Annotated in this window: 17 protein-coding genes; 3 read left to right on the forward strand and 14 right to left on the reverse strand. The window is 38.5% G+C overall.

Annotation, left to right across the window (positions count from 1 at the left end; translation table 11 throughout):
• Positions 1 to 6: 6 nt before the first annotated feature.
• The 8 genes from trxB to AC1Z3K_RS10945 all read right to left on the reverse strand — a co-directional run bounded on the left by trxB (position 7) and on the right by AC1Z3K_RS10945 (position 8,296).
• The gene (gene trxB / locus AC1Z3K_RS10910; RefSeq protein WP_461732749.1) at positions 7 to 945 is read right to left on the reverse strand and encodes a thioredoxin-disulfide reductase; all 939 of its coding nucleotides are present in this window, start codon (positions 943 to 945) and stop codon (positions 7 to 9) included.
• Between the two features lie 264 nt (positions 946 to 1,209).
• Positions 1,210 to 1,665, reverse strand: a complete 456-nt coding sequence (locus tag AC1Z3K_RS10915) for a hypothetical protein (protein WP_461732750.1) — start codon at positions 1,663 to 1,665, stop codon at positions 1,210 to 1,212.
• A gap of 118 nt (positions 1,666 to 1,783) precedes the next feature.
• Complete coding sequence (locus AC1Z3K_RS10920; RefSeq protein WP_461732751.1) at positions 1,784 to 2,308, reverse strand: GNAT family N-acetyltransferase; 525 nt, start codon at positions 2,306 to 2,308, stop codon at positions 1,784 to 1,786.
• An 80-nt stretch (positions 2,309 to 2,388) separates the two neighbouring features.
• Positions 2,389 to 4,170, reverse strand: coding sequence for an ABC transporter ATP-binding protein (locus AC1Z3K_RS10925; protein WP_461732752.1), 1,782 nt, complete (start codon positions 4,168 to 4,170; stop codon positions 2,389 to 2,391).
• The gene (locus AC1Z3K_RS10930) at positions 4,170 to 5,921 is read right to left on the reverse strand and encodes an ABC transporter ATP-binding protein (protein ID WP_461732753.1); all 1,752 of its coding nucleotides are present in this window, start codon (positions 5,919 to 5,921) and stop codon (positions 4,170 to 4,172) included. The genes AC1Z3K_RS10925 and AC1Z3K_RS10930 overlap by 1 nt, the downstream gene beginning before the upstream one ends.
• Positions 5,922 to 6,081: 160 nt before the next feature.
• Complete coding sequence (locus AC1Z3K_RS10935) at positions 6,082 to 6,303, reverse strand: YneF family protein (RefSeq protein ID WP_086348183.1); 222 nt, start codon at positions 6,301 to 6,303, stop codon at positions 6,082 to 6,084.
• A gap of 204 nt (positions 6,304 to 6,507) precedes the next feature.
• A complete protein-coding gene (locus AC1Z3K_RS10940; RefSeq protein WP_461732754.1) occupies positions 6,508 to 7,401 on the reverse strand; it encodes a deoxyribonuclease IV in 894 nt (297 codons plus the stop codon).
• Positions 7,402 to 7,618: 217 nt separating this feature from the next.
• Positions 7,619 to 8,296: a YdeI/OmpD-associated family protein gene (locus tag AC1Z3K_RS10945; protein ID WP_461732755.1), complete on the reverse strand. Its 678-nt coding sequence runs from the start codon at positions 8,294 to 8,296 to the stop codon at positions 7,619 to 7,621.
• 403 nt (positions 8,297 to 8,699) lie between these two features.
• On the opposite strand from AC1Z3K_RS10945, the gene AC1Z3K_RS10950 reads away from it, so the two are divergent.
• Positions 8,700 to 9,047, forward strand: a complete 348-nt coding sequence (locus tag AC1Z3K_RS10950; protein ID WP_426082403.1) for an iron chaperone — start codon at positions 8,700 to 8,702, stop codon at positions 9,045 to 9,047.
• 455 nt (positions 9,048 to 9,502) lie between these two features.
• Here AC1Z3K_RS10950 and tyrS read toward each other — a convergent pair whose 3' ends face one another.
• Positions 9,503 to 10,765 carry a tyrosine--tRNA ligase gene (gene tyrS, locus AC1Z3K_RS10955; protein ID WP_461732756.1) on the reverse strand — a complete coding sequence of 421 codons (1,263 nt, stop codon included), beginning with the start codon at positions 10,763 to 10,765 and terminating at the stop codon, positions 9,503 to 9,505.
• 207 nt (positions 10,766 to 10,972) lie between these two features.
• Here tyrS and AC1Z3K_RS10960 point away from each other — a divergent pair, with 207 nt between their 5' ends.
• On the forward strand, positions 10,973 to 13,522 hold the full coding sequence (locus AC1Z3K_RS10960) for a transglycosylase domain-containing protein (protein WP_461732757.1): 2,550 nt from the start codon (positions 10,973 to 10,975) through the stop codon (positions 13,520 to 13,522).
• Between the two features lie 190 nt (positions 13,523 to 13,712).
• On the opposite strand, the gene ccpA is transcribed toward AC1Z3K_RS10960, so the two are convergent.
• Positions 13,713 to 14,714, reverse strand: a complete 1,002-nt coding sequence (ccpA, locus tag AC1Z3K_RS10965; protein WP_461732758.1) for a catabolite control protein A — start codon at positions 14,712 to 14,714, stop codon at positions 13,713 to 13,715.
• Between the two features lie 359 nt (positions 14,715 to 15,073).
• On the opposite strand from ccpA, the gene AC1Z3K_RS10970 reads away from it, so the two are divergent.
• Positions 15,074 to 16,177, forward strand: a complete 1,104-nt coding sequence (locus AC1Z3K_RS10970; RefSeq protein ID WP_426082398.1) for a M24 family metallopeptidase — start codon at positions 15,074 to 15,076, stop codon at positions 16,175 to 16,177.
• Between the two features lie 110 nt (positions 16,178 to 16,287).
• Here the strand turns inward: AC1Z3K_RS10970 and AC1Z3K_RS10975 are convergent, their stop codons facing one another.
• From AC1Z3K_RS10975 to AC1Z3K_RS10990, 4 genes are all read right to left on the reverse strand, one after another.
• A complete protein-coding gene (locus tag AC1Z3K_RS10975; protein ID WP_426082397.1) occupies positions 16,288 to 16,866 on the reverse strand; it encodes a YtxH domain-containing protein in 579 nt (192 codons plus the stop codon).
• 30 nt (positions 16,867 to 16,896) lie between these two features.
• Complete coding sequence (locus AC1Z3K_RS10980) at positions 16,897 to 17,313, reverse strand: DUF948 domain-containing protein (protein WP_426082396.1); 417 nt, start codon at positions 17,311 to 17,313, stop codon at positions 16,897 to 16,899.
• Positions 17,314 to 17,554: 241 nt separating this feature from the next.
• Positions 17,555 to 18,478, reverse strand: coding sequence for a UTP--glucose-1-phosphate uridylyltransferase GalU (gene galU, locus AC1Z3K_RS10985; protein WP_426082395.1), 924 nt, complete (start codon positions 18,476 to 18,478; stop codon positions 17,555 to 17,557).
• Positions 18,479 to 18,495: 17 nt separating this feature from the next.
• A complete protein-coding gene (locus tag AC1Z3K_RS10990) occupies positions 18,496 to 19,509 on the reverse strand; it encodes an NAD(P)H-dependent glycerol-3-phosphate dehydrogenase (RefSeq protein ID WP_461732759.1) in 1,014 nt (337 codons plus the stop codon).
• Between the last annotated feature and the right edge of the window lie 5 nt (positions 19,510 to 19,514).

Consider the following 19,514-nt stretch of genomic DNA (forward strand, 5'->3'; position numbering starts at 1 on the left):
TTTTAATTATTCGCTGATTTTTACTTCGGACTCTTTCATTTCTTCTAGATATTTATAAACCTGTTGTCCAGCGATTCCGCCTTCACCAACAGCTGTTGTAATTTGTCTCAATGTCTTTTCCCGAACATCGCCAATCGCATAAACACCTGGAATTGCGGTTCTCATTTCCTGATCAGTAATGATCCAGCCTTCTTCATTTGTAATGCCGCTTGAACGGAAAGGCTCAGTCAGCGGATCCAATCCTACGTAGATAAAGACACCATCTGCCGCTGTTTCTTTCACTTCATTCGTTTTCACATTTCTCAACTGAACCCCTGTCACAGCCATGTCATTTCCGATAATCTCTTCTAAAACAGAATTCCACTCAAAATTGATTTTTTCATTGGCAAATGCACGATCTTGAATGATTTTCTGGGCACGTAATTCATCTCTACGGTGAACAATAGTTACTTCAGAAGCAAACTGAGTCAGATACACCGCTTCTTCAACTGCTGAATCTCCACCACCAATGACCATCAAGTGTTTGTTTCTGAAAAATGCACCATCACATACGGCACAGTAAGAAACACCTCGTCCAGCATATTCTTCTTCACCAGCTACACCCAATTTTCTATGCACACAGCCGGTAGCAATAATCACTGTTTTACCTTCATATGTAGTATCTTCACAAATAATTTCTTTGTAATCTCCATGATCCTTAATATCTAAAACCATGCCGTAGACATTTTTTGTTCCAAATTTTTCTACACTATCATACATTTTCAACGAAAGATCCGGCCCCATAATTGAATCAAACCCAGGATAGTTCTCTATTTCTGCGGTATTATTCATTTGTCCTCCTGGTACGCCGCGTTCAATCATCAAAACAGACAGGTTGGAACGGGAAGCATAAAGTGCAGCAGTCATTCCTGCTGGTCCTGCACCAATCACAATCACATCATACATAAGTCATTCTCCTTTTCTCTCTTATCAAGAACTGTTATTTTCAAAGTGGAACAGCTGTTTCTGTTTTAAGACAACAAAAGCATTTCTGTCCTCCGAAGAAAAAAACAAGAATAAATGTTCTTTTTTTCAAGTATATTTACTTTACAACCTAAACCTTTGATTGTCTATTTATCTGCCTAAGCAGACACCTTTATCATAATAACACAATCTCTTTAAAAGATTGACTGTAATTTCCATTTCTTTGCTCTTGTTCAATCAGAAGCTTTAATAACACTCCAGCCGTTGTTCATATTCGTATACTTCCTGCCCGTTAATTTTTGTTACAGTCATCATTTTTTTAGGATAATTAGAGACTTTAATCTTTTCATCAAGAAGAGAACCCCCTTGTTCCATTTGAAGACTTTTCACATCTGCTGTATCATAGATTTTTTTGAGCAGCGGCTTGATTTCAAACGAACTATGTTCGCTGCAGCGAACACCAATCAAGACCATATTATGCTGATCCGTAAAACCAAGATGTAAGTCAAAGAATAGAAGCTCATGCTGATTAGATACTGAATGGAGAATTACTGCTTCCCCTTGACCACTAATAATTTGGTCATATTTCGCTGCCATCCAATCATCATCCCAGTTAATATGCAGCAATTTACATACCTTAGAAAAATTTTCATCATAAAGAATATCGAAGATAGATAGCATAAAAATGAAATCTGTATACATACAGTATAGCTCCTTTATTTTTTTCATCCCAAAACAATTTTATCATTCGATATCTTTTGAAACAACAACGCTAAGTGTAGTTTAGTCAAAAACCTTTCTTATCTCTAGCTTACGCCTCTTACTTTCTAGCTTCCCATTCTGCTTTAGTCAGCAAATATTCATAGGAGGGAAAAGTCTGGTTAAGAGATTTTGAAACAAATTCACCTTCCTGATCAAACTGAAAGCCGCATTTTTCAATTAGTTTTTTTGAAGGGCGGTTTACTTGGAAACAACAGGCATAGATCTTAACAATCCCTTGATTAAATAAATAAGGAAGAAAATTTTCGATAACCTCTGCCATAATGCCTTGACCCTGATAGCCAGGATGCAGCACAAATCCCAGCTCTTTAGTATCTGTTCTCCCATCTACAGAGTCCTCATGTGCAGTAATATGCCCAATTACTCTAGCATTTTCGTGCAAAACAATAGCAAAAGTAAACCCGCTTTTCAAAAACCGCCACAGCATCTTTTCGGCTTCTGACAGACTTTCATGATGTTTCCAGCCTGCTTGTTCGCCCAATCCGCTAATTCTGCTATATGCATATAGATCAGCCAAATCCAAAGAGTCAAACGGTCTCAGAATTGTTCGCCTGGTGTAAATCATCGTTTCTCCCCCTCTCAATACAGAAAACTGGCACTGAAAGTAAACCATGTAATGACTTTTCAGCACCAGTATTTTTTCTATTAGACTTCACTGTTTTGAAGCTTGTACATATCTGCATACAGACCTTCCAGCTTCAGTAATTCCTCATGATTTCCCTGTTCAACGATGTGTCCTTTTTCTAAAACTAAAATCAGATTAGCATCCCGAATCGTTGAAAGACGGTGAGCAATAGCTATTGTAGTCCGTCCTTGCCTCATATTAGCTAAGCCTTCTTGGATAAGCCCTTCTGTTTCTGTATCAATATTTGCTGTTGCTTCATCCAATACCAGAATCTTAGGATCTGTCACCATTGTTCGTGCAAAAGAAATCAGCTGCCGTTGCCCGCTTGAATAGCTTGCGCCTCGTTCAATGACTTTGGCGTGGTATTGATTCGGCAACGTTTCGATGAACTTATCTGCTTGAACAAAGCGTGCAGCTTCTTCAATCTTTTCATCGCTGATGTTCTTATTCAGCATTCGAATGTTCCCGGCAATATCTCCGTAAAACATAAACGCATCCTGCAATACCAGTCCCATTTTCTTACGCAATTCTGTTAATGGATATTCCCGAATATTTCGATTATCCAACAGAATTTCCCCTTCGTAAAACTCATAGAAACGCATCAGCACATTAATAATTGAGCTTTTTCCGCTTCCAGTATGTCCTACTAGGGCAATCGTTTCGCCCGGATTCGCTGTAAAGCTGATATTTCTCAGTACATAATTTTCTCCATCATACGAAAAACTAACATTTCTAAATTCTATTTTTCCATCCTGAATTTCTCCATCTGCATCCGGTTCCTGCTGAGGAGTTTCTTCTTCCGTATCAAAAATTTTCAAAATACGGCTGCCTGCAACCATACCATCAGTGAAAATACTTAGAAAATCCATCATTTGCGTCATTGGTTGAAAAAAGGCTTGAACATAAGTGACAAATGCGTAAATAAGCCCCACCTTAACTGGTGAATCCAATGCGTCCAGCCCAAACAAAGACAGTGCAACTGATACTGCTAAAGCGTACAGCAAATTAATAATCGGACTTAAAAGCAACGAATTCACACGAATCATCGCAAATTTTGTCTGCAGATATTCTTCATTTGTTTTTTCAAACTCATTTTCCAGTCTTTTTTCTTGTCTAAACTGCTGAATAATCTGCATACCAGAAATATATTCGTTCAGCTTGGTATTTAACTGACTCAGTCTTTCTCTCATGTTCCGATAAATACGGGAGCTGAATTTTTGATAATAAGCAATTACAGCCAACAGCACCGGCAGGAATAACAAGATGCAAAAAGCAATCTTTGAATCTATTTGCAGCATACCGACAAAAGAAGAGATTACTGCAAAAATTCCAGTCAACACCATCAAAAAAACATACCAGAATTCAAACAGAGTTTCTGTATCATTTGTCACACGAGAAACAATTGACCCTGCCGGTGTCTGATCGAAATAACGCATACCTAAGGTCTGCAGCTTTTCAAATAGTTTTACCCGAATGTATTGATAGGTTTTCAGTGAAGCCATGGAATATAGGAACCACTGAAAAAACCAGATAATACTTTTCAAAATAATTCCAAGCAGATAAAGTCCTGCAAACAAATAGATAATCTGAGAAGTCGCTGTTTTAGTTGTTAAGTAGTTATCCATCAACAATTGTATAATTCTCGGCAATAGTGCATTAATAACTGACAGAATAAACGCAAAGCCGATAGCTCCAGCAAACGTATTCCGAAAAGGCTTTGCATAGTTGAATAGACGTCTCACAATCGTTACCTGTTCTTTGACAGGAATCGATTTGGACCATGCAGATTGTTGTTCCTCCATTACTCTTCACTCCCTTCGATTTTCGCTTCCAGCTGCTGTTTATCCCACATACGACGATACCAGCCATTTTTTTCCAGTAGTGCCGAATGAGTTCCCCGTTCAATGATTTGGCCCTTATCTAAAACAATGATATCCTGCGCATGCATAACACTACTCAATCTGTGAGCAGAAATGATTGTGGTTTTATTTTGTCTAGCTGCTTTTAGATTACTTAAAATTGCTTCTTCCGTTTTGGCATCTACTGCTGATAAAGCATCATCTAAAATTAGCAGCTCCGGATCAATAATCTCAGCTCTGGCAATTGATATCCTTTGTCTTTGTCCTCCTGAAAGGGAGACACCTCGTTCGCCGACCATTGTATCGTACCCTTTGGCGAAGCCTTTAATATCCTCATCAATAAAAGCCATTTGAGCAGCTTTTTCCACTTCCTCCTGTGATAATGAAGGATCTGCAAAGCGAATGTTGTCCCGCACAGACATGGAAAACAGAAAATGATCTTGGGGAACGTAACCGATACCTGTCAGCAAAGCGTCCAAAGAATAATCTTTGACATTGTATCCCCCTAGTCTAATCTGCCCTTGATAATTATCATATTCCCGCAGAAGCAGCTTCAGAACCGTTGTTTTTCCTGCTCCTGTTTTACCAACAATTCCTAAAGTCTGACCTTCATTAATTGTAAAATCGATATCTTTGAGGGTTGCTTCTTCCTCTCCTGGATAAGAAAATGAAGCAATAGACATTGATAATGTTCCTTTGGCTGGTGTCTGAATGGCATCCTGACGTTCAATAATGTGTGTCTTTTCATGCAGCAATTCATTCACCCGATCGTAACTGGCATTCCCTCTCTCAAGAACGTTGAACAATCGGCCAATGGCAAACATCGGCCACACCAGCATCCCAATATAGCTGATAAATGAAACCAGCTGTCCTAAGGAAATAATATCCTTCATAATAAAATGACCGCCCGCAATAATCGTTAGAACATACGAGATGCCAATAATCAGGGTAATAAATGGATCAAACAATGCATCTAAAAAATTTACTCGTTTATTTTTAACAATCGAATCATCGATTTTTTCAGTAAAATCCTTAATGTCTTCTTTTTCCTGCCCAAAGGTTTTTATCACTTTGATTCCAGTAATACTTTCCTGCGTTTTCTCATTAATCGCTGAAAAAGCGGCTTGAGAATCTCTAAAAGCATCATGGAGCTTTGAACCAAGAATTCGAGACATCAATGCCAGCAACGGCAGCGGAACCAAAGCAATCAATGTTAACCGCCAATCGACAAACAACACCATAGCAATAATCGTACTGCCTCCAGTCAGAAATGAATCTGCAAAGGTTAGAATTCCTGCTCCTGCAACATTCTGAATAGCATTCAAGTCATTCGTTGCATGAGCCATTAAATCTCCTGTACGGTGTTTCTGATAAAAAATACTGTCCATCTTTGTAAAATGATAAAACAGCTGCCTTCTCAGTTCTTTTTCTAATCGAGCCGCCCCGCCCCAGATATGTTTTCGCCATATATAACGAAACACATATTGTGCGAGTGCAGCCGCCAGCAGGATACTTATCCAGAACACTATCTGACTGAAGCTAAATCCATCCTGGTCTATAATATCTACTACTACACCAATGACCTTAGGCGGTACAAGCTGAACAAGCGCCACCATCACTAATGCAAAAATCCCAATAATATAACTTCTTTTTTCTTTTTTGAAAAACCAGCTTAATTTCTTAAAAACTGACATTTACCTTCCTCCTAACACAACTTCTACTCACTAATCACTCGTTTTCTATTCTTTTTCCCCATTTTTACGAACCCCTTTCCACTACTGTTTTTGAAGACACAAAAAAACGGACAAAAAATCTGCCCGTTTCAGCTCCAAATATGATGATTAGCAAAAGGATTTACTTATCCCCTTGGTTCTTCATTTGCTGCATCATTTGACGAATCTTCTTCTCAGAAGGCTTCTGTCCCATCGATGCCATCATCATTCGCAACATATCCTCATTAACGGGAGGATTTTTTTTCAGATGGTCCTGCATTGCTTTACGGGCAAGGAAAAATCCGCCTACCGCACCAGCGATTAAAGCGATTACTGCAATTAAAACTACAACTCCTGTTGACATATTAAATCTCTCCTTTCCATCATAAAAAGCTAATGAGTATGGCGTCTTTTTTCTGTAAAAAAGTAATTCTATTCATACTAAGCTTCAAATTTAAGTCATATAAATGCTCTCAAGAAATCATTTTACTAGAAAGCATAGAAAAAGAAAAGGCATTTTAAAAGATTCCTCAAAAGAAATTTTTTAAAAGCCCTTTTGCATTCTTAATTAGTTCTGTTTCTGAATCTTATCTAATAAGTCAAAATCAAATTTTCCGGATTTTAACATCGCGATTTCGTAGCCGTAAGGTGCTTTGCTCGTCTTTTTGTCTTCACCTACATAGGGTGTTTCCAAAATTTTAGGTAAAGCAGCCAGCTTTTCGTGATGTACGACGCCATTCAATGCATCAAAACCAATCGTACCGAAGCCGATATTGGCATGACGGTCTTTATGAGAACCCATTGGATTTTTAGAATCATTCACATGAACTACTTTTAAACGATCCAGTCCAATAATTTTATCAAATTCTTCCAATACACCATCAAAGTCTTCTTTCACATTATAACCAGCATCATTTGTATGACAAGTGTCCAGTGTAACAGATAATTTATCGTTTAATGTGACACCATCAATGATTACAGCCAGCTCTTCAAAAGTCCGCCCCAGCTCAGTGCCTTTACCTGCCATCGTTTCAAGCGCTATCTGCGGTACTTGTTCCTTTGTTAAAACTTCGTTAAGTCCTTTGATAATCTGCTGCAGACCTGCATCTACCCCAGCACCTACATGAGCACCTGGGTGCAGTGTAATCTGTTTTGCGCCCAATGCTTCTGCACGCTGAATTTCCTGCCGCAGGAATTCTGTAGCAAAGCCAAAATTTTCTGGTTTTATCGTATTTCCCAGATTAATAATATAAGGAGCATGCACAACAATGTTGCTAATGCCATGGTCTGCCATGAAGGCTTCGCCAGCCTCAATATTCATCTCTTCAATTGGTTTCCTTCTGGTATTTTGGGGAGCTCCTGTGTATATCATAAACGTCGAAGCCTTATAGCTTGCTGCTTCCTCTGCCGCCCCCAACAACATTTTCTTTCCACTCATACTTACATGTGACCCTATTAACATTCTTTTCCTCCTCTAGTCTTCATCCTTTTCAGATTAAGTGAAAATACCTGAAAAAACAATCTTTTTGCTTCAAATCAGCACAATCAAAACAACGGCTCTTCGTATGCTGTACACAGTTAACAAGGCTATATAATTTTTTGAATAGCCGCTTTTTTTAGAATTTTATAGTAGTTGTTGCTGCACTGGCTCTAGCATGTCCGCTATAGACTTTCCATTCCTATTCATCTCTGGCTAGAAACTGCTGATATAAATTTTTCGACTTAAAGCCTTTTTCCAGCAGCTCGATCGCTTCCACCAGCCTTTTCTCTTGCGTGGCACGTTGCTTGGCACTATAAATATATTGCGCCCAACCTCTCTGATAGCCAGGTGTCAGCTCATTAAAAAACTGCAAAGCTTTCGGATTACCAGACAATGCTTCCTGAACCTTTGGAACCAACTCTGTATATTCCTGAACAGACTGACTCTTTTTTACAGGTTTATTTTTGCTTTTTGGTAAATACTTAATACCGACAATTGTGAATGTATCATCTAAACGAACCATTCGATTAAACTTCAATTCGGTTCCTTCCACATACCCATCTGCTTCATTGACTTTCAAAGTTGGGAAAATCTCGTCCCGATGAACAAACGTCTTATACAATTTATTACCCTTCTTCGGATAGGCAACATATAATACACCTTGTTCAGTCAACAGCTGCTTTTCCGCGACGTGTTGAACACATTTTTTAAAACTCGCCATATCCTCCACAAAAGCAATGATTAAGTCCACCGGTATGCTTGCCTGGTTTTCATATTCAAAGCTTAATTCTGAAAAATATGCAGGCTTCGGCCGCCCTAAAATCAACTTGTTTTTATACTTATCTAATTGTAATTTTTCTACGATTGAACGAGTCATTACTTTCTCCTTTATATGCTATCTATTTTATAACTTCTTTTGAGTTTAGGACATAGGTAAATACCTGCTCTTCTTTCTCTAAAATGCGAATAAACGGCGTTTCAGACTTTGTATGCTTCGAGTATTGCAACAGAGTGAAAACTGTAGACAAGCTTGTAGAAAACTAATGCTTTATCTCGACCTCTTTTATTTTGTCTTGAAATTGTACAAGAATTTCCTTTGATAAAAAAACAGCTGCAGTAGATGCTAATTTATTCTTTCCAAGGTATACTGGAGTAGTTGAAAGAACATTCCTGTTAAATGATAGTATAGCAGGAATGGTATATAGGCGAAAAGGCTTTTATGTAACAGCAGATAAAAAGCGAAATACCGCTTGTTTCTAAAAAAGTAAAGGAGAGAACACATGACTACACCAATTGAAGCATATATCCAAAAAAGCCCAGCAGATAGACAAGAGCTGCTGACAGAGCTTTATCATTTTATCAAGGAGCTGGTTCCTCAGGCTGAAGAAAAAATTTCCTACGGTATGCCAACTTTTTATTTAAACGGCAATCTGGTTCATTTCGCTAACGCCAGCAAACACATCGGCTTTTATCCAACTCCCTCTGCGGTTTCTGCTTTTCAAGAGGACCTGACCGGATATAAAACCTCTAAAGGAGCAATCCAGTTTCCTGTAAACAAAGAGCTTCCCTGGGAGGTAATAAAAAAAATTGTTCTTTTCAGAATCAAAGAAAATACGGAAGCGATCTAATCTCAAAAATGCAAAGAACTTTAATTGTTTGTGCTGGTGGAAAATCCTTCACGGAAAACACATCAGCACTTTTTATCTATGGATAGCTATACTTCAAAACCAAGAACAAGCAGTGTTAAAAGCAGATAAGGAATTACAAGCTGCTTTTAACACTGCTTGTTTGACTTCATTTAGGAATGAACTCGGCCATCATTTTCTGCCGAGTTGCTTCCGGCTCACTGCCTATTCTATTGGTCTGAAGCATGATGAACTATCTTATTTTCTTTGCAACACTAGTGTAGAACATTAGAAAAATCGTTTCCTATAAATAAAAAAACCTAATTTTACTTGGAGTACCCAGATTATTGACGAAGTTCTTCTTCCCCGAATAAAAAAACTTGAAACAAAACCAGCAAGTTCCTGCTTTTGTTCCAAGTTCTGTAATTTATTCATTTCTGTCCTGCCAGCTTAACTTGTTAATATTTCAATAGGAAATACTTTTTCTTGCCTCGGCGAACGACTATAAACTGCCCTTCAATTTTTTCATTATCAGACAATTCGAAGCCGACATCCTGCATCCGCTCTCCATTGATATAAATAGCCCCATTCTGTACATCTTCTCTAGCTTGACGTTTAGAAGGTTCAATACCAGCTGCAATCAGCAACTCAATAATATTTGCTGAATCCTCTGTTTGAACTTCATAAGAAGGGACATCCTTAAAGCCTTGCAAAATTTCGTCAGCATTCAAACCTTTGATATCTCCACTGAACAACGCTTGAGAAATTTTAACCGCCTGCTCGTAAGCCTCTTCTCCATGAACAAGTGTCGTTACCTCTTTAGCCAATGCTTTTTGAGCTGCTCTTTGTTCAGGTGCCTCTTTGAATGCTTTTTCAATCGCAGCAATTTCATCTAAAGAGAGGAAGGTAAAGTAATTCAAAAACTTGATTACATCACGATCATCTGTGTTAATCCAAAATTGATAGAACTCATAAGGAGAAGTTTTGTCTGCATCAAGCCAAACAGCATTTCCTTCTGTTTTTCCAAATTTTGTACCATCTGCTTTTGTAATCAGCGGCATAGTTAAGCCAAAACCTTGTACTTCTTTCTCACGACGCAGCAGCTCAATCCCAGAGGTAATATTTCCCCATTGGTCACTACCGCCCAGTTGTAGTAAACAGCCTTGTGTTTCATACAGCTTCAGAAAATCATACGCTTGGAGCAGCTGGTAAGCAAATTCCGTATAGGAAATCCCAGTTTCAATGCGGCGTTTCACACTCTCTTTACTCATCATGTAATTAATCGTAAAGTTTTTCCCAACATCTCTTAGGAAATCAATCAGCGAGATTTCTCCCAGCCAGTCATAGTTATTAGCAAGAATAGCCGGATTTGTCTCATCATCAAAATCAATAAAACGTGAAAGCTGACCTTTGATGCTATTCGACCAATCTTTTACCGTATCCAGTGTGTTCAGGCTACGCTCTGCATCCTTAAAAGAAGGATCGCCAATCATCCCAGTTCCTCCGCCTACCAAGGCAATAGGAACATGACCGTTTAATTGAAAACGCCGCAGCATCAGAACCGGTAATAAATGTCCGATATGTAAACTGTCAGCTGTCGGGTCAAACCCGATATAAAGCTTAACAGACTCATCATTCAATTGTTTTTTTAGTGCTTGTTCATCTGTTGTTTGATGAACAAGTCCGCGTGCTTTTAGTTCATCAAAAAAATCTGTGCTCATTTCGTTTCCTCCCACACTTTTTTACTGGAGTTATTTTTCTCCTATCCTCCAATATTAACTGATTCAGACCCCAAATAAAAGACAAAACACGGGATTTTTCTTAAGAAATTAAAGTTTTTTCGATAAAAGACGGAACAACTGTTCATTATCTCTTTTTTTTGCTATAATATCACGGAATATATGAATTGACATGTCGAGGTGAAGTTTTTGGATAATCAGAACAATTCAAACAATAACAAACAGAATTTACATAAGCTGGTCAATAAAAAAAATGCCCTTTTATCTTTTAATGTACTTGTTCGTGTATTGAAAGCAGTAATTTTGTTTGCTGTTGTTGCCATTCTTTTAGGCGGCTCATTAGGTCTAGGAATAGGTATGGGCTATTTTGCCTCTTTAGTTGAAGGAACAGAACCTCCTACGAAAGAAGAACTCCAGCGGGAGATTAGTGATATCACCGAAGTCTCAAAAATGACTTACGCTGACGGATCAATGATTTCATCAATCAAATCTGATCTAATCCGAACCCGTGTAGACGGCGAACACATTTCTCCACTTTTAAAAAATGCCGTAATCTCCACAGAAGATGAATATTTTGAAGAACATGACGGCGTTGTGCCAAAAGCACTAGTCCGGGCACTTTTAGCTGACTCTGTTGGCTTCGGCGGTTCTTCTGGTGGTTCAACCTTAACGCAGCAGCTGGTAAAACAGCAGCTCCTGACAGACGAAACTACCTTTAAACGAAAAGCAAATGAAATTCTTCTTGCTTACCGGATTGAAAAGTACTTTACTAAAGATGAAATTCTTACAACCTATCTAAACGTCTCTCCTTTTGGCAGAAACAATAAAGGAGAAAATATCGCTGGTGTTGAAGAAGCGGCAAAAGGATTATTTGGAAAGAGCGCAAACGATCTGACATTACCTCAGGCCGCTTTTATTGCAGGGCTTCCGCAAAGTCCTATTGTCTACACTCCCTATCGTAATACAGGTGAGCTGAAAAGTGATGAGGATTTAGCTGTTGGAATGAAAAGAAAAGATTTTGTTTTGTTTAATATGTTCCGGGAAGAAAAAATTACAAAAGATGAATACGAGGCTGCAAAAGCCTATGACTTGAAACAGGACTTTCTTCCTACCGAAGCAGCAAATACCACAACTGAGGGCTTCCTTTACTACACTGTAATGGAACAGGCAGTTGAAGCAATTATGGATGTAAATATTGAAAAAGCTGGTGTGAAGAGAGAGGATTTGGACGAGCTGGGACTGACTCAGTACGAGGAACAGGCTAGACGACAAATTCAAAATCGAGGATACACCATCGAATCAACTATTGATCCAACTGTATATAACACTATGCAAGAAGCTGTAGCGAATTACGGCTATCTTCTCGATGATGGTTATGCAGCGGCTTCCGTAGAAACCGGAAATGTCTTAATGGATAATCAAACTGGGAAAATTATCGGATTTGTGGCTGGAAGAAACTATGAGATTAATCAAAATAACCATGCCTTTGATACCCACCGTCAGGTCGGCTCAACAATCAAACCTATTTCTGTTTATGGTCCAGCCATTGACCAAGGGATGATTGGTTCGGAAAGCCGTTTGGCCAACTATCCAACAAAATATAAAACAGGCGAAGAGCTGGGTAATGCGACAAACAGTGGAACCAATACCTTCGATACGGTTCGCACTTCCCTTGAATGGTCTTATAACATTCCAGTTTATCACTTGAATGAAGCATTAAAAGAGCAAATGGGCGATGACAATTTCTCTTATAATAATTATTTGAGTAAAATGAACTACCCTGCTGCTGACGGTTGGGCATTTGAATCTGCACCATTGGGGTCTGTTGAAGCCTCTGTTTACACACAGACAAATGGCTTTCAGGCACTGGCCAACAAAGGCGTTTATCAAAAGGGTTATATGATAGAAAAGATTACTGATAATGAAGGAAATGTTATCTATCAGCATCAGGAAGCCCCTGTTCAAGTTTATTCACAAGCTACGGCAACGATTATGAATGATTTGATGCGCTCTGTCATTGACTCAAAAATTACAACGCCATTCCGAGATGTCATTACTGGTCTTAATCCTCAGCTTGCAGCAGCAGACTGGATTGGTAAGACGGGTACAACAAATGATTATAAAGATGCCTGGCTCGTTGTTTCAACCCCAAGTATTACTTTGAGTTCATGGGCTGGTTATGATGAAGGAAATGTCATGAGCCCAAATAGCGGGATTCAAAACAGTACCTACCTGGCTCATCTGACAAATGCTATTTATAACGTACGTCCAGACTTATTTAATGCTGAAGAACGCTTCACTCTTTCTGATGATGTGATTAAAGCAACCGTTTCTAAACTAACAGGCGACAAGATTGGCGGCTTTACTTACAATAACATCAAATATTCAGTATCTAGCGAATCTGTTGTCTCTTACTTTGCTAAAAATGGTCCAGCTGATAGTCAATATAAGTTTGGTTTTGGCGGATCAGATGCTAATTATCAGGCATACTGGAGTAAATATATCTCTGGTACCAATAATAGCAGCAACAGTGGCACGAACAATAATAGTAATAACACAAATAACAACAATAATTCTAACGATACAAACAACTCAAACAGTTCAGATACTACACCTTCTTCCTCTTCTTCGGAAGAAAACAAAGAAGAAAACAATCAAGAGAACGGACAGGACAACGGTGGAAATCAGGAAGGTAATATTGAGTCGCCATCCGGTGTTGAACCTGAAAATTCCGATTAGTTAAATAAAAGCAGCGGATTCCCTTGAATAATTGGAATCCGCTGCTTCTATTTTTTATCTGTTCTTCTTTCTTCTAATCAAAAAAAGCTGAATTACAACAGAGTTCATCATATTTCAGCTTTTGCATATTTAAATTACTCAACAGTCCAAGCTGAGTATTTTTCGTCCTCAATGACAAAGAATACTCTGATTATTTTGTTGAGCCTTTTTTATCTAAACCATAAGGAAGGATAACAGTTTTATCCTCGATTTCTTCTTTATTCATTAGTTTTGTCAGTAAACGCATAGCTACTGCACCAATGTCATATAAAGGCTGAGTCACGCTTGAAAGCTTCGGACGAGCAACCTCAGTCAGTAAAGAATTATTGCTTGTAATGATTTCGAAATCTTCTGGAACTTTAATACCCGCATCCAGCATACCATCCAGTAAGCCGATAGCAAGTTCATCATCTGTAACAACTGCAGCAGTTGCACCACTGTTGCGGATTCGTTCAGCTAGATTAATGCCGTCTTTAAATTTGTATTCTGATTCAAAAATCAGACCTTCATTATAAGACAAACCATTTTCTGTTAATGCTTCTTTATAGCCGCTCATACGGTTTTTTCCATTAATAGGATCAATCAATGCACCACTAACAAATGCAATTTTTTTATTTCCATTTTTAGCTAAAAGATCGGTTGCGTCCTTTGTAGCTGCGGAATAATCAATATTTACACTTCCAACCTGTTCATCTGGATCAATAGAACCAGCCAGTACAACAGGTGTTTTAGACCGCGAAAATTCTCCACGAATCTCATCTGTGATATGGTGACCCATGAAGATAATACCATCTACCTGTTTCGCCAATAAATTATTCAGTACATTAACTTCCTTCTGATCGTTGCCATCAGAATTGGCTAAGATAATATTGTATTTGTACATTGTCGCTACATCATCTATTCCTCTTGCCAATGAAGAGAAAAAGATATTGCTGACGTCTGGAATAATCACACCAACAGTTGTTGTTTTTTTGCTTGCTAAGCCTCTAGCTACAGCGTTTGGACGATAATCCAGTCTGTCAATAACTTCTAATACTTTCTTTCTTGTTGCCGGTTTAACATTCGGGTTGCCATTAACAACTCGGGAAACTGTTGCCATAGACACGTCGGCTTCACGGGCAACATCATAAATTGTGATTGTTTGTTTTTCCATCTTGCTTTTCTCCTAATCATCTATTAGATTTCATTTTCTGAAAACTTCATTTACATTTCTTAACTAGGATAGCAGAGAAATTTTTATTTTGCAACCGTTTTTATACCATTTTCATGAAATTTAAACAACCAATTTCAAAAACAAAATTATTCCTTTTCATGGTATGATAGTTACGTTCGAATAAATACACGAAAAAAAGTTACTATTTCTATTCTCTATAGCTAATAAGGAGCCTCTGACAGAACATTGGAAAATTGACTTCTTAGAATTTATCGGCTCTTTAAATTCATCGTTTTTAGTGATACGGAGTAGTATGCAGAAAAATGTTTATAAAATATTAGATAGAAAGAAGGATACCTATGAATTTGGCAAAAATCAATGAATTGAAAAAATGGATGGACAGTCTAAATATAGACTTAACTTACATTAGTGATCCCCATCATATTGCTTATTTTTCCGGCTATGAAAGTGATCCCCATGAACGAGTACTGGCCCTATTTATTTCTAAATCTGGAGATCCTTTCCTGTTCACTCCAGCATTGGAAATTGAAGATGCTCAAAACAGTACTTGGGACTTTCCAGTCCACGGCTATCTGGACAGTGAAAATCCTTGGGAAAAAATTGCTGCTCTCATCCGCCAAAACGGACAACCTAAAAAGATTGCAACAGAAAAAGAGTTTCTCTCTGTTGCGAGATTTGAAACATTACGTACCCATTTTCCAGATGCTAGTATGTCGGTAAGTGTTACTCCTGTCATTGAAAAACTACAGCTGATTAAAACTTCAGAGGAAATCGAACTGTTGATGGAAGCCGGAAACTGGGCCGATGTCGCTTTAGAAATTGGCTTTAAAGCGGTCTCTGAAGGAGCTGCTGAGCAGGAAATCATTGCTGAAATTGAGTATCAGTTAAAACGTAAAGGTGTTCGTTCCATGAGCTTTGATACATTGGTGCTAACTGGTAAAAACGCAGCTAGTCCCCATGGAACTCCTGGCGGTTCAACGGTGCAAAAGGGTGATTTTGTATTGTTCGATCTAGGGGTTGTCTGGAAAGGTTATTGTAGTGATGTCACTCGTACAATTGCTTATCAGGAGCCCACAGCTTTTCAAGAAGAAATCTACAGTATTGTACTTCAAGCTCAATTAGCCGCACAGCAAGCGGTAAAGCCGGGAATAACCGCTGGCGAGTTAGATCAGATTGCCCGCTCAGTTATTGAAAAATACGGATATGGAGAATATTTCAATCATCGTTTGGGTCATGGTATCGGAACTACGGTTCATGAATACCCTTCTCTCGTAACTGGTAATGATTTAGTGATTGAAAAAGGAATGTGTTTCTCGCTGGAGCCTGGTATCTATATTCCGGAAAAAGTGGGTGTCCGCATTGAGGACTGTGTCTATGTAACTGAAAACGGTTGTGAAGCTTTTACTAAAACACCAAAGGAGCTTCAAATTTTCGGCAGTTGAAAGCTGCCCTAAAAATATTCAACATCAGTTATACGTCAATAAATGCTTATAATTTTAAGAATATAAAAAATGTGCCGGTCTCAGATTTTGACCGGCACATTTTTTTATTCTTATTTAACAGTTTTTTCTGCTGCATCCTTCAAATCTTCTTTGGCTTCATCAGCCTTTTCTGGAATATCTGCTGCTGCAGCTTTGGCTTCATCTTTTCCTTCAGAAACAATTTCTTTGGCTTTTTCAGCAGAGTCTTTAACATCAATAATAATATCATCAGATGTATCTTCCGCAATATCCCTGAAATCATCCATCTCATTATTTAAGTCGTTTGCAGTCTTTTTAAAGCGGCTTGACAAATCATTGGTCTGTTGTCTCAATGTTTCCAGGACTGAATCGGATACATCCTGAGCTTTGCTGAATGACCCTTTAGATTTATTTTTGATGTTTCCTGCTAAATCTCCCGCCTGATCGCTAAGAGAGTCTGCTGTATCTTTTGCAATTGATGAGAATTCCGATCCCTTCTGTACCGCATACTCTCTATAATCTTCTGCTTTATCTTTTAAGGTGTCTGCTTGTTCAGCCAGATCTTTACGCAACTCTTTTCCTGACTTTGGTGCCAACAGTAATGCCGCAATCGCTGCTGCTGTTCCGCCTATTACTGCACCTAATAGAAATCCGCCGCTTTTTTTCGCCATTATCTATTCCTCCATAACTATAGTTGTTTTTTATTTTTTAGAACGCATTGCCCGAAAAGCCGCTCCGCCTACTTTTCCAACCATTCCAGCTTTAGAAGCATTTTTTCCGACAGAACCCATTTTTGTCACCAGATTTTTACTGGAATGATTCAAATCAGAAACACTGACACTCAAATCTGCAACTGCCTGGAACAAAGGATCAATAGTTGCTACCTTCTGGTTGACGTCATTTAGTAAATCATTACTTTTTACCAACAGCCCCTCTACCTGTTTTGATAAAATATCTACGTCATTTGTTACAACTGCAATGGTTTTATTCGCTTCATCCACTGTTTTTGTTACCTGATCCATTGTTTTAGCGATTTTCCATAAAACCACGCCAATAAATAACACTAGGACTGCAAAAGCCGAAGCCGCAATTAAGCCGGCAATCTCTCCACCTGTCATAAATTTTCTCCTTTCCAACATCCATTTTTATTAGCATAACACTTGCTATACATTTCTACAAATCTTTCACTGTTTCTTACTCTTTTTATTATACCAATTTATTAGCAATCCCACTATATAAAAATCTTAGAAAAATGTTCACTTCTCTTCTGATACGATGTTTCTTTTTCAGTGATAACTAATCAAATTTATCCCAAGAAAAAAGCAGGCTTACGAAGAACGCCGTAAACCTGCAGAAAAATTATTTTTGATTTTTATTGTCTTTTACCTTTATTTCAGGACTATTTTCTTCTTTTATAAGCTTTTGTCCCAGTTCAATCAGATAAGCCCTCAAGTTGTCTTTGACTTCCGGATGATTCAGACCATACTCAATACTTGTCTTCATAAATCCAAACTTATCACCGACATCATACCGTGTTCCTGTAAAGGAACGCGCAAATACACGTTGTGTTTTATTCAAAGTATCAATGGCATCTGTTAATTGAATTTCGCCGCCTGCACCAGGCTCCTGATTTTCTAAAATATCAAAAATCTCCGGTGTAAGTAAATAGCGTCCAATAATTGCCAAATCACTAGGAGCATCCTCAGGGTTTGGTTTTTCTACAAAGTTTTTTACATTAAATAATCCTTTGCTAACCTCTGTTTCAGGATTAATAATTCCATACTTAGAAGTATCTTCATGAGGAACCTTCATCACCGCAAGCGTTGCTGCATGAGTCTCTTCATAATCATTCATCAGTTGTTTAGATAATGGTATCTTATCTTCCATGATATCATCACCCAGCATAACCACAAATGGTTCATTACCGACAAAAGCTTTCGCCTGAAGTACAGCATGACCTAGACCTTTGGGATGAGACTGACGTATAAAGTGCAAATTAACATCCGTAGTTTCTTCTACAAGTTTTAAGAGTTCCGTTTTGTTTTTTTCTTTTAAGTTTGTTTCCAGTTCAATATTCGAGTCGAAGTGATCTTCGATTGGACGCTTTGCTTTTCCGGTCACAATCAGAATATCCTCAATCCCGGAAGCCAGCGCTTCCTCTACAATAAATTGAATAGTCGGCTTATCAACAATTGGCAGCATCTCCTTAGCCATCGCTTTCGTTGCCGGCAAAAATCTAGTTCCAAGACCTGCCGCTGGAATAACCGCTTTTTTTACTTTCATTTGAAATTCTCCTTCCATTATAAAAACTCGTTTTCTGTTTTGCCATCGCGCAGCATAATATCTTTAGCTGCTTGCTTCACTTCTTTATCTTCATATAAAACCTGATAGATAGCTTCTGTAATCGGCATGTCAATATTCATTTGCTGTGCTAACTCATAAGCCGCCTTTGTTGTAGAAACACCCTCAACAATCATTCCCATATTCTCAAGGATTTCATCAAGACTATGTCCTTTACCCAGCAGATTGCCAGCACGCCAGTTGCGGGAATGAATACTTGTACAGGTGACAATCAGATCCCCAACACCACTTAATCCGATAAATGTCAGCGGATTCGCTCCCATTGCCACACCTAGTCTACTAATTTCAGCCAAGCCTCTCGTCATAATTGCTGCCTTGGCATTGTCGCCAAAGCCCAATCCATGAATTGCACCTGCTCCAAGAGCGATAATATTTTTTAAAGCAGCTCCCGTTTCAACACCAATGACATCTTCATTCGTATAAATTCTGAAATAGCTATTCATAAACAGCTTCTGCACATACTCTGCATGCTCAATCACTTCGCTGGCTGCAGTAATAGTTGTAATATCATGAACGGCTACTTCCTCAGCGTGACTCGGGCCTGAAAGAACTACAATCCCTTTTCGCTTATTGCTGGGAATCTCCTCCATCAGCACTTCAGAAATACGTTTATGACTTCCTTGCTCCAATCCTTTGCTGGCATGAATTATCAGCGGTTGATTTTGGGCAAGCTTTGTAAATTCATTTGCTACTGCTCGAATAGCTTTTGTAGGAACTACAAATAGAACCGCATCAACATCAGCAATACATTCTTCCAAAGATTTTACACCTTTTATTGAATCGGGTATGACTAAATCCGGAAGGTAATGCTTATTGGTATGGAATTGGTTAATTTCCTCAATTTGCTTTTCATCATTTCCCCAGATTCTAACTTCATTTCCGTTTTCTGCTAACACTTGAGCCAAGGCTGTGCCCCATGATCCAGGGCCTAAAACAGCAATTTTTTGTTTCATTATAT

It is taken from the genome of Enterococcus sp. LJL128, assembly GCF_056924295.1.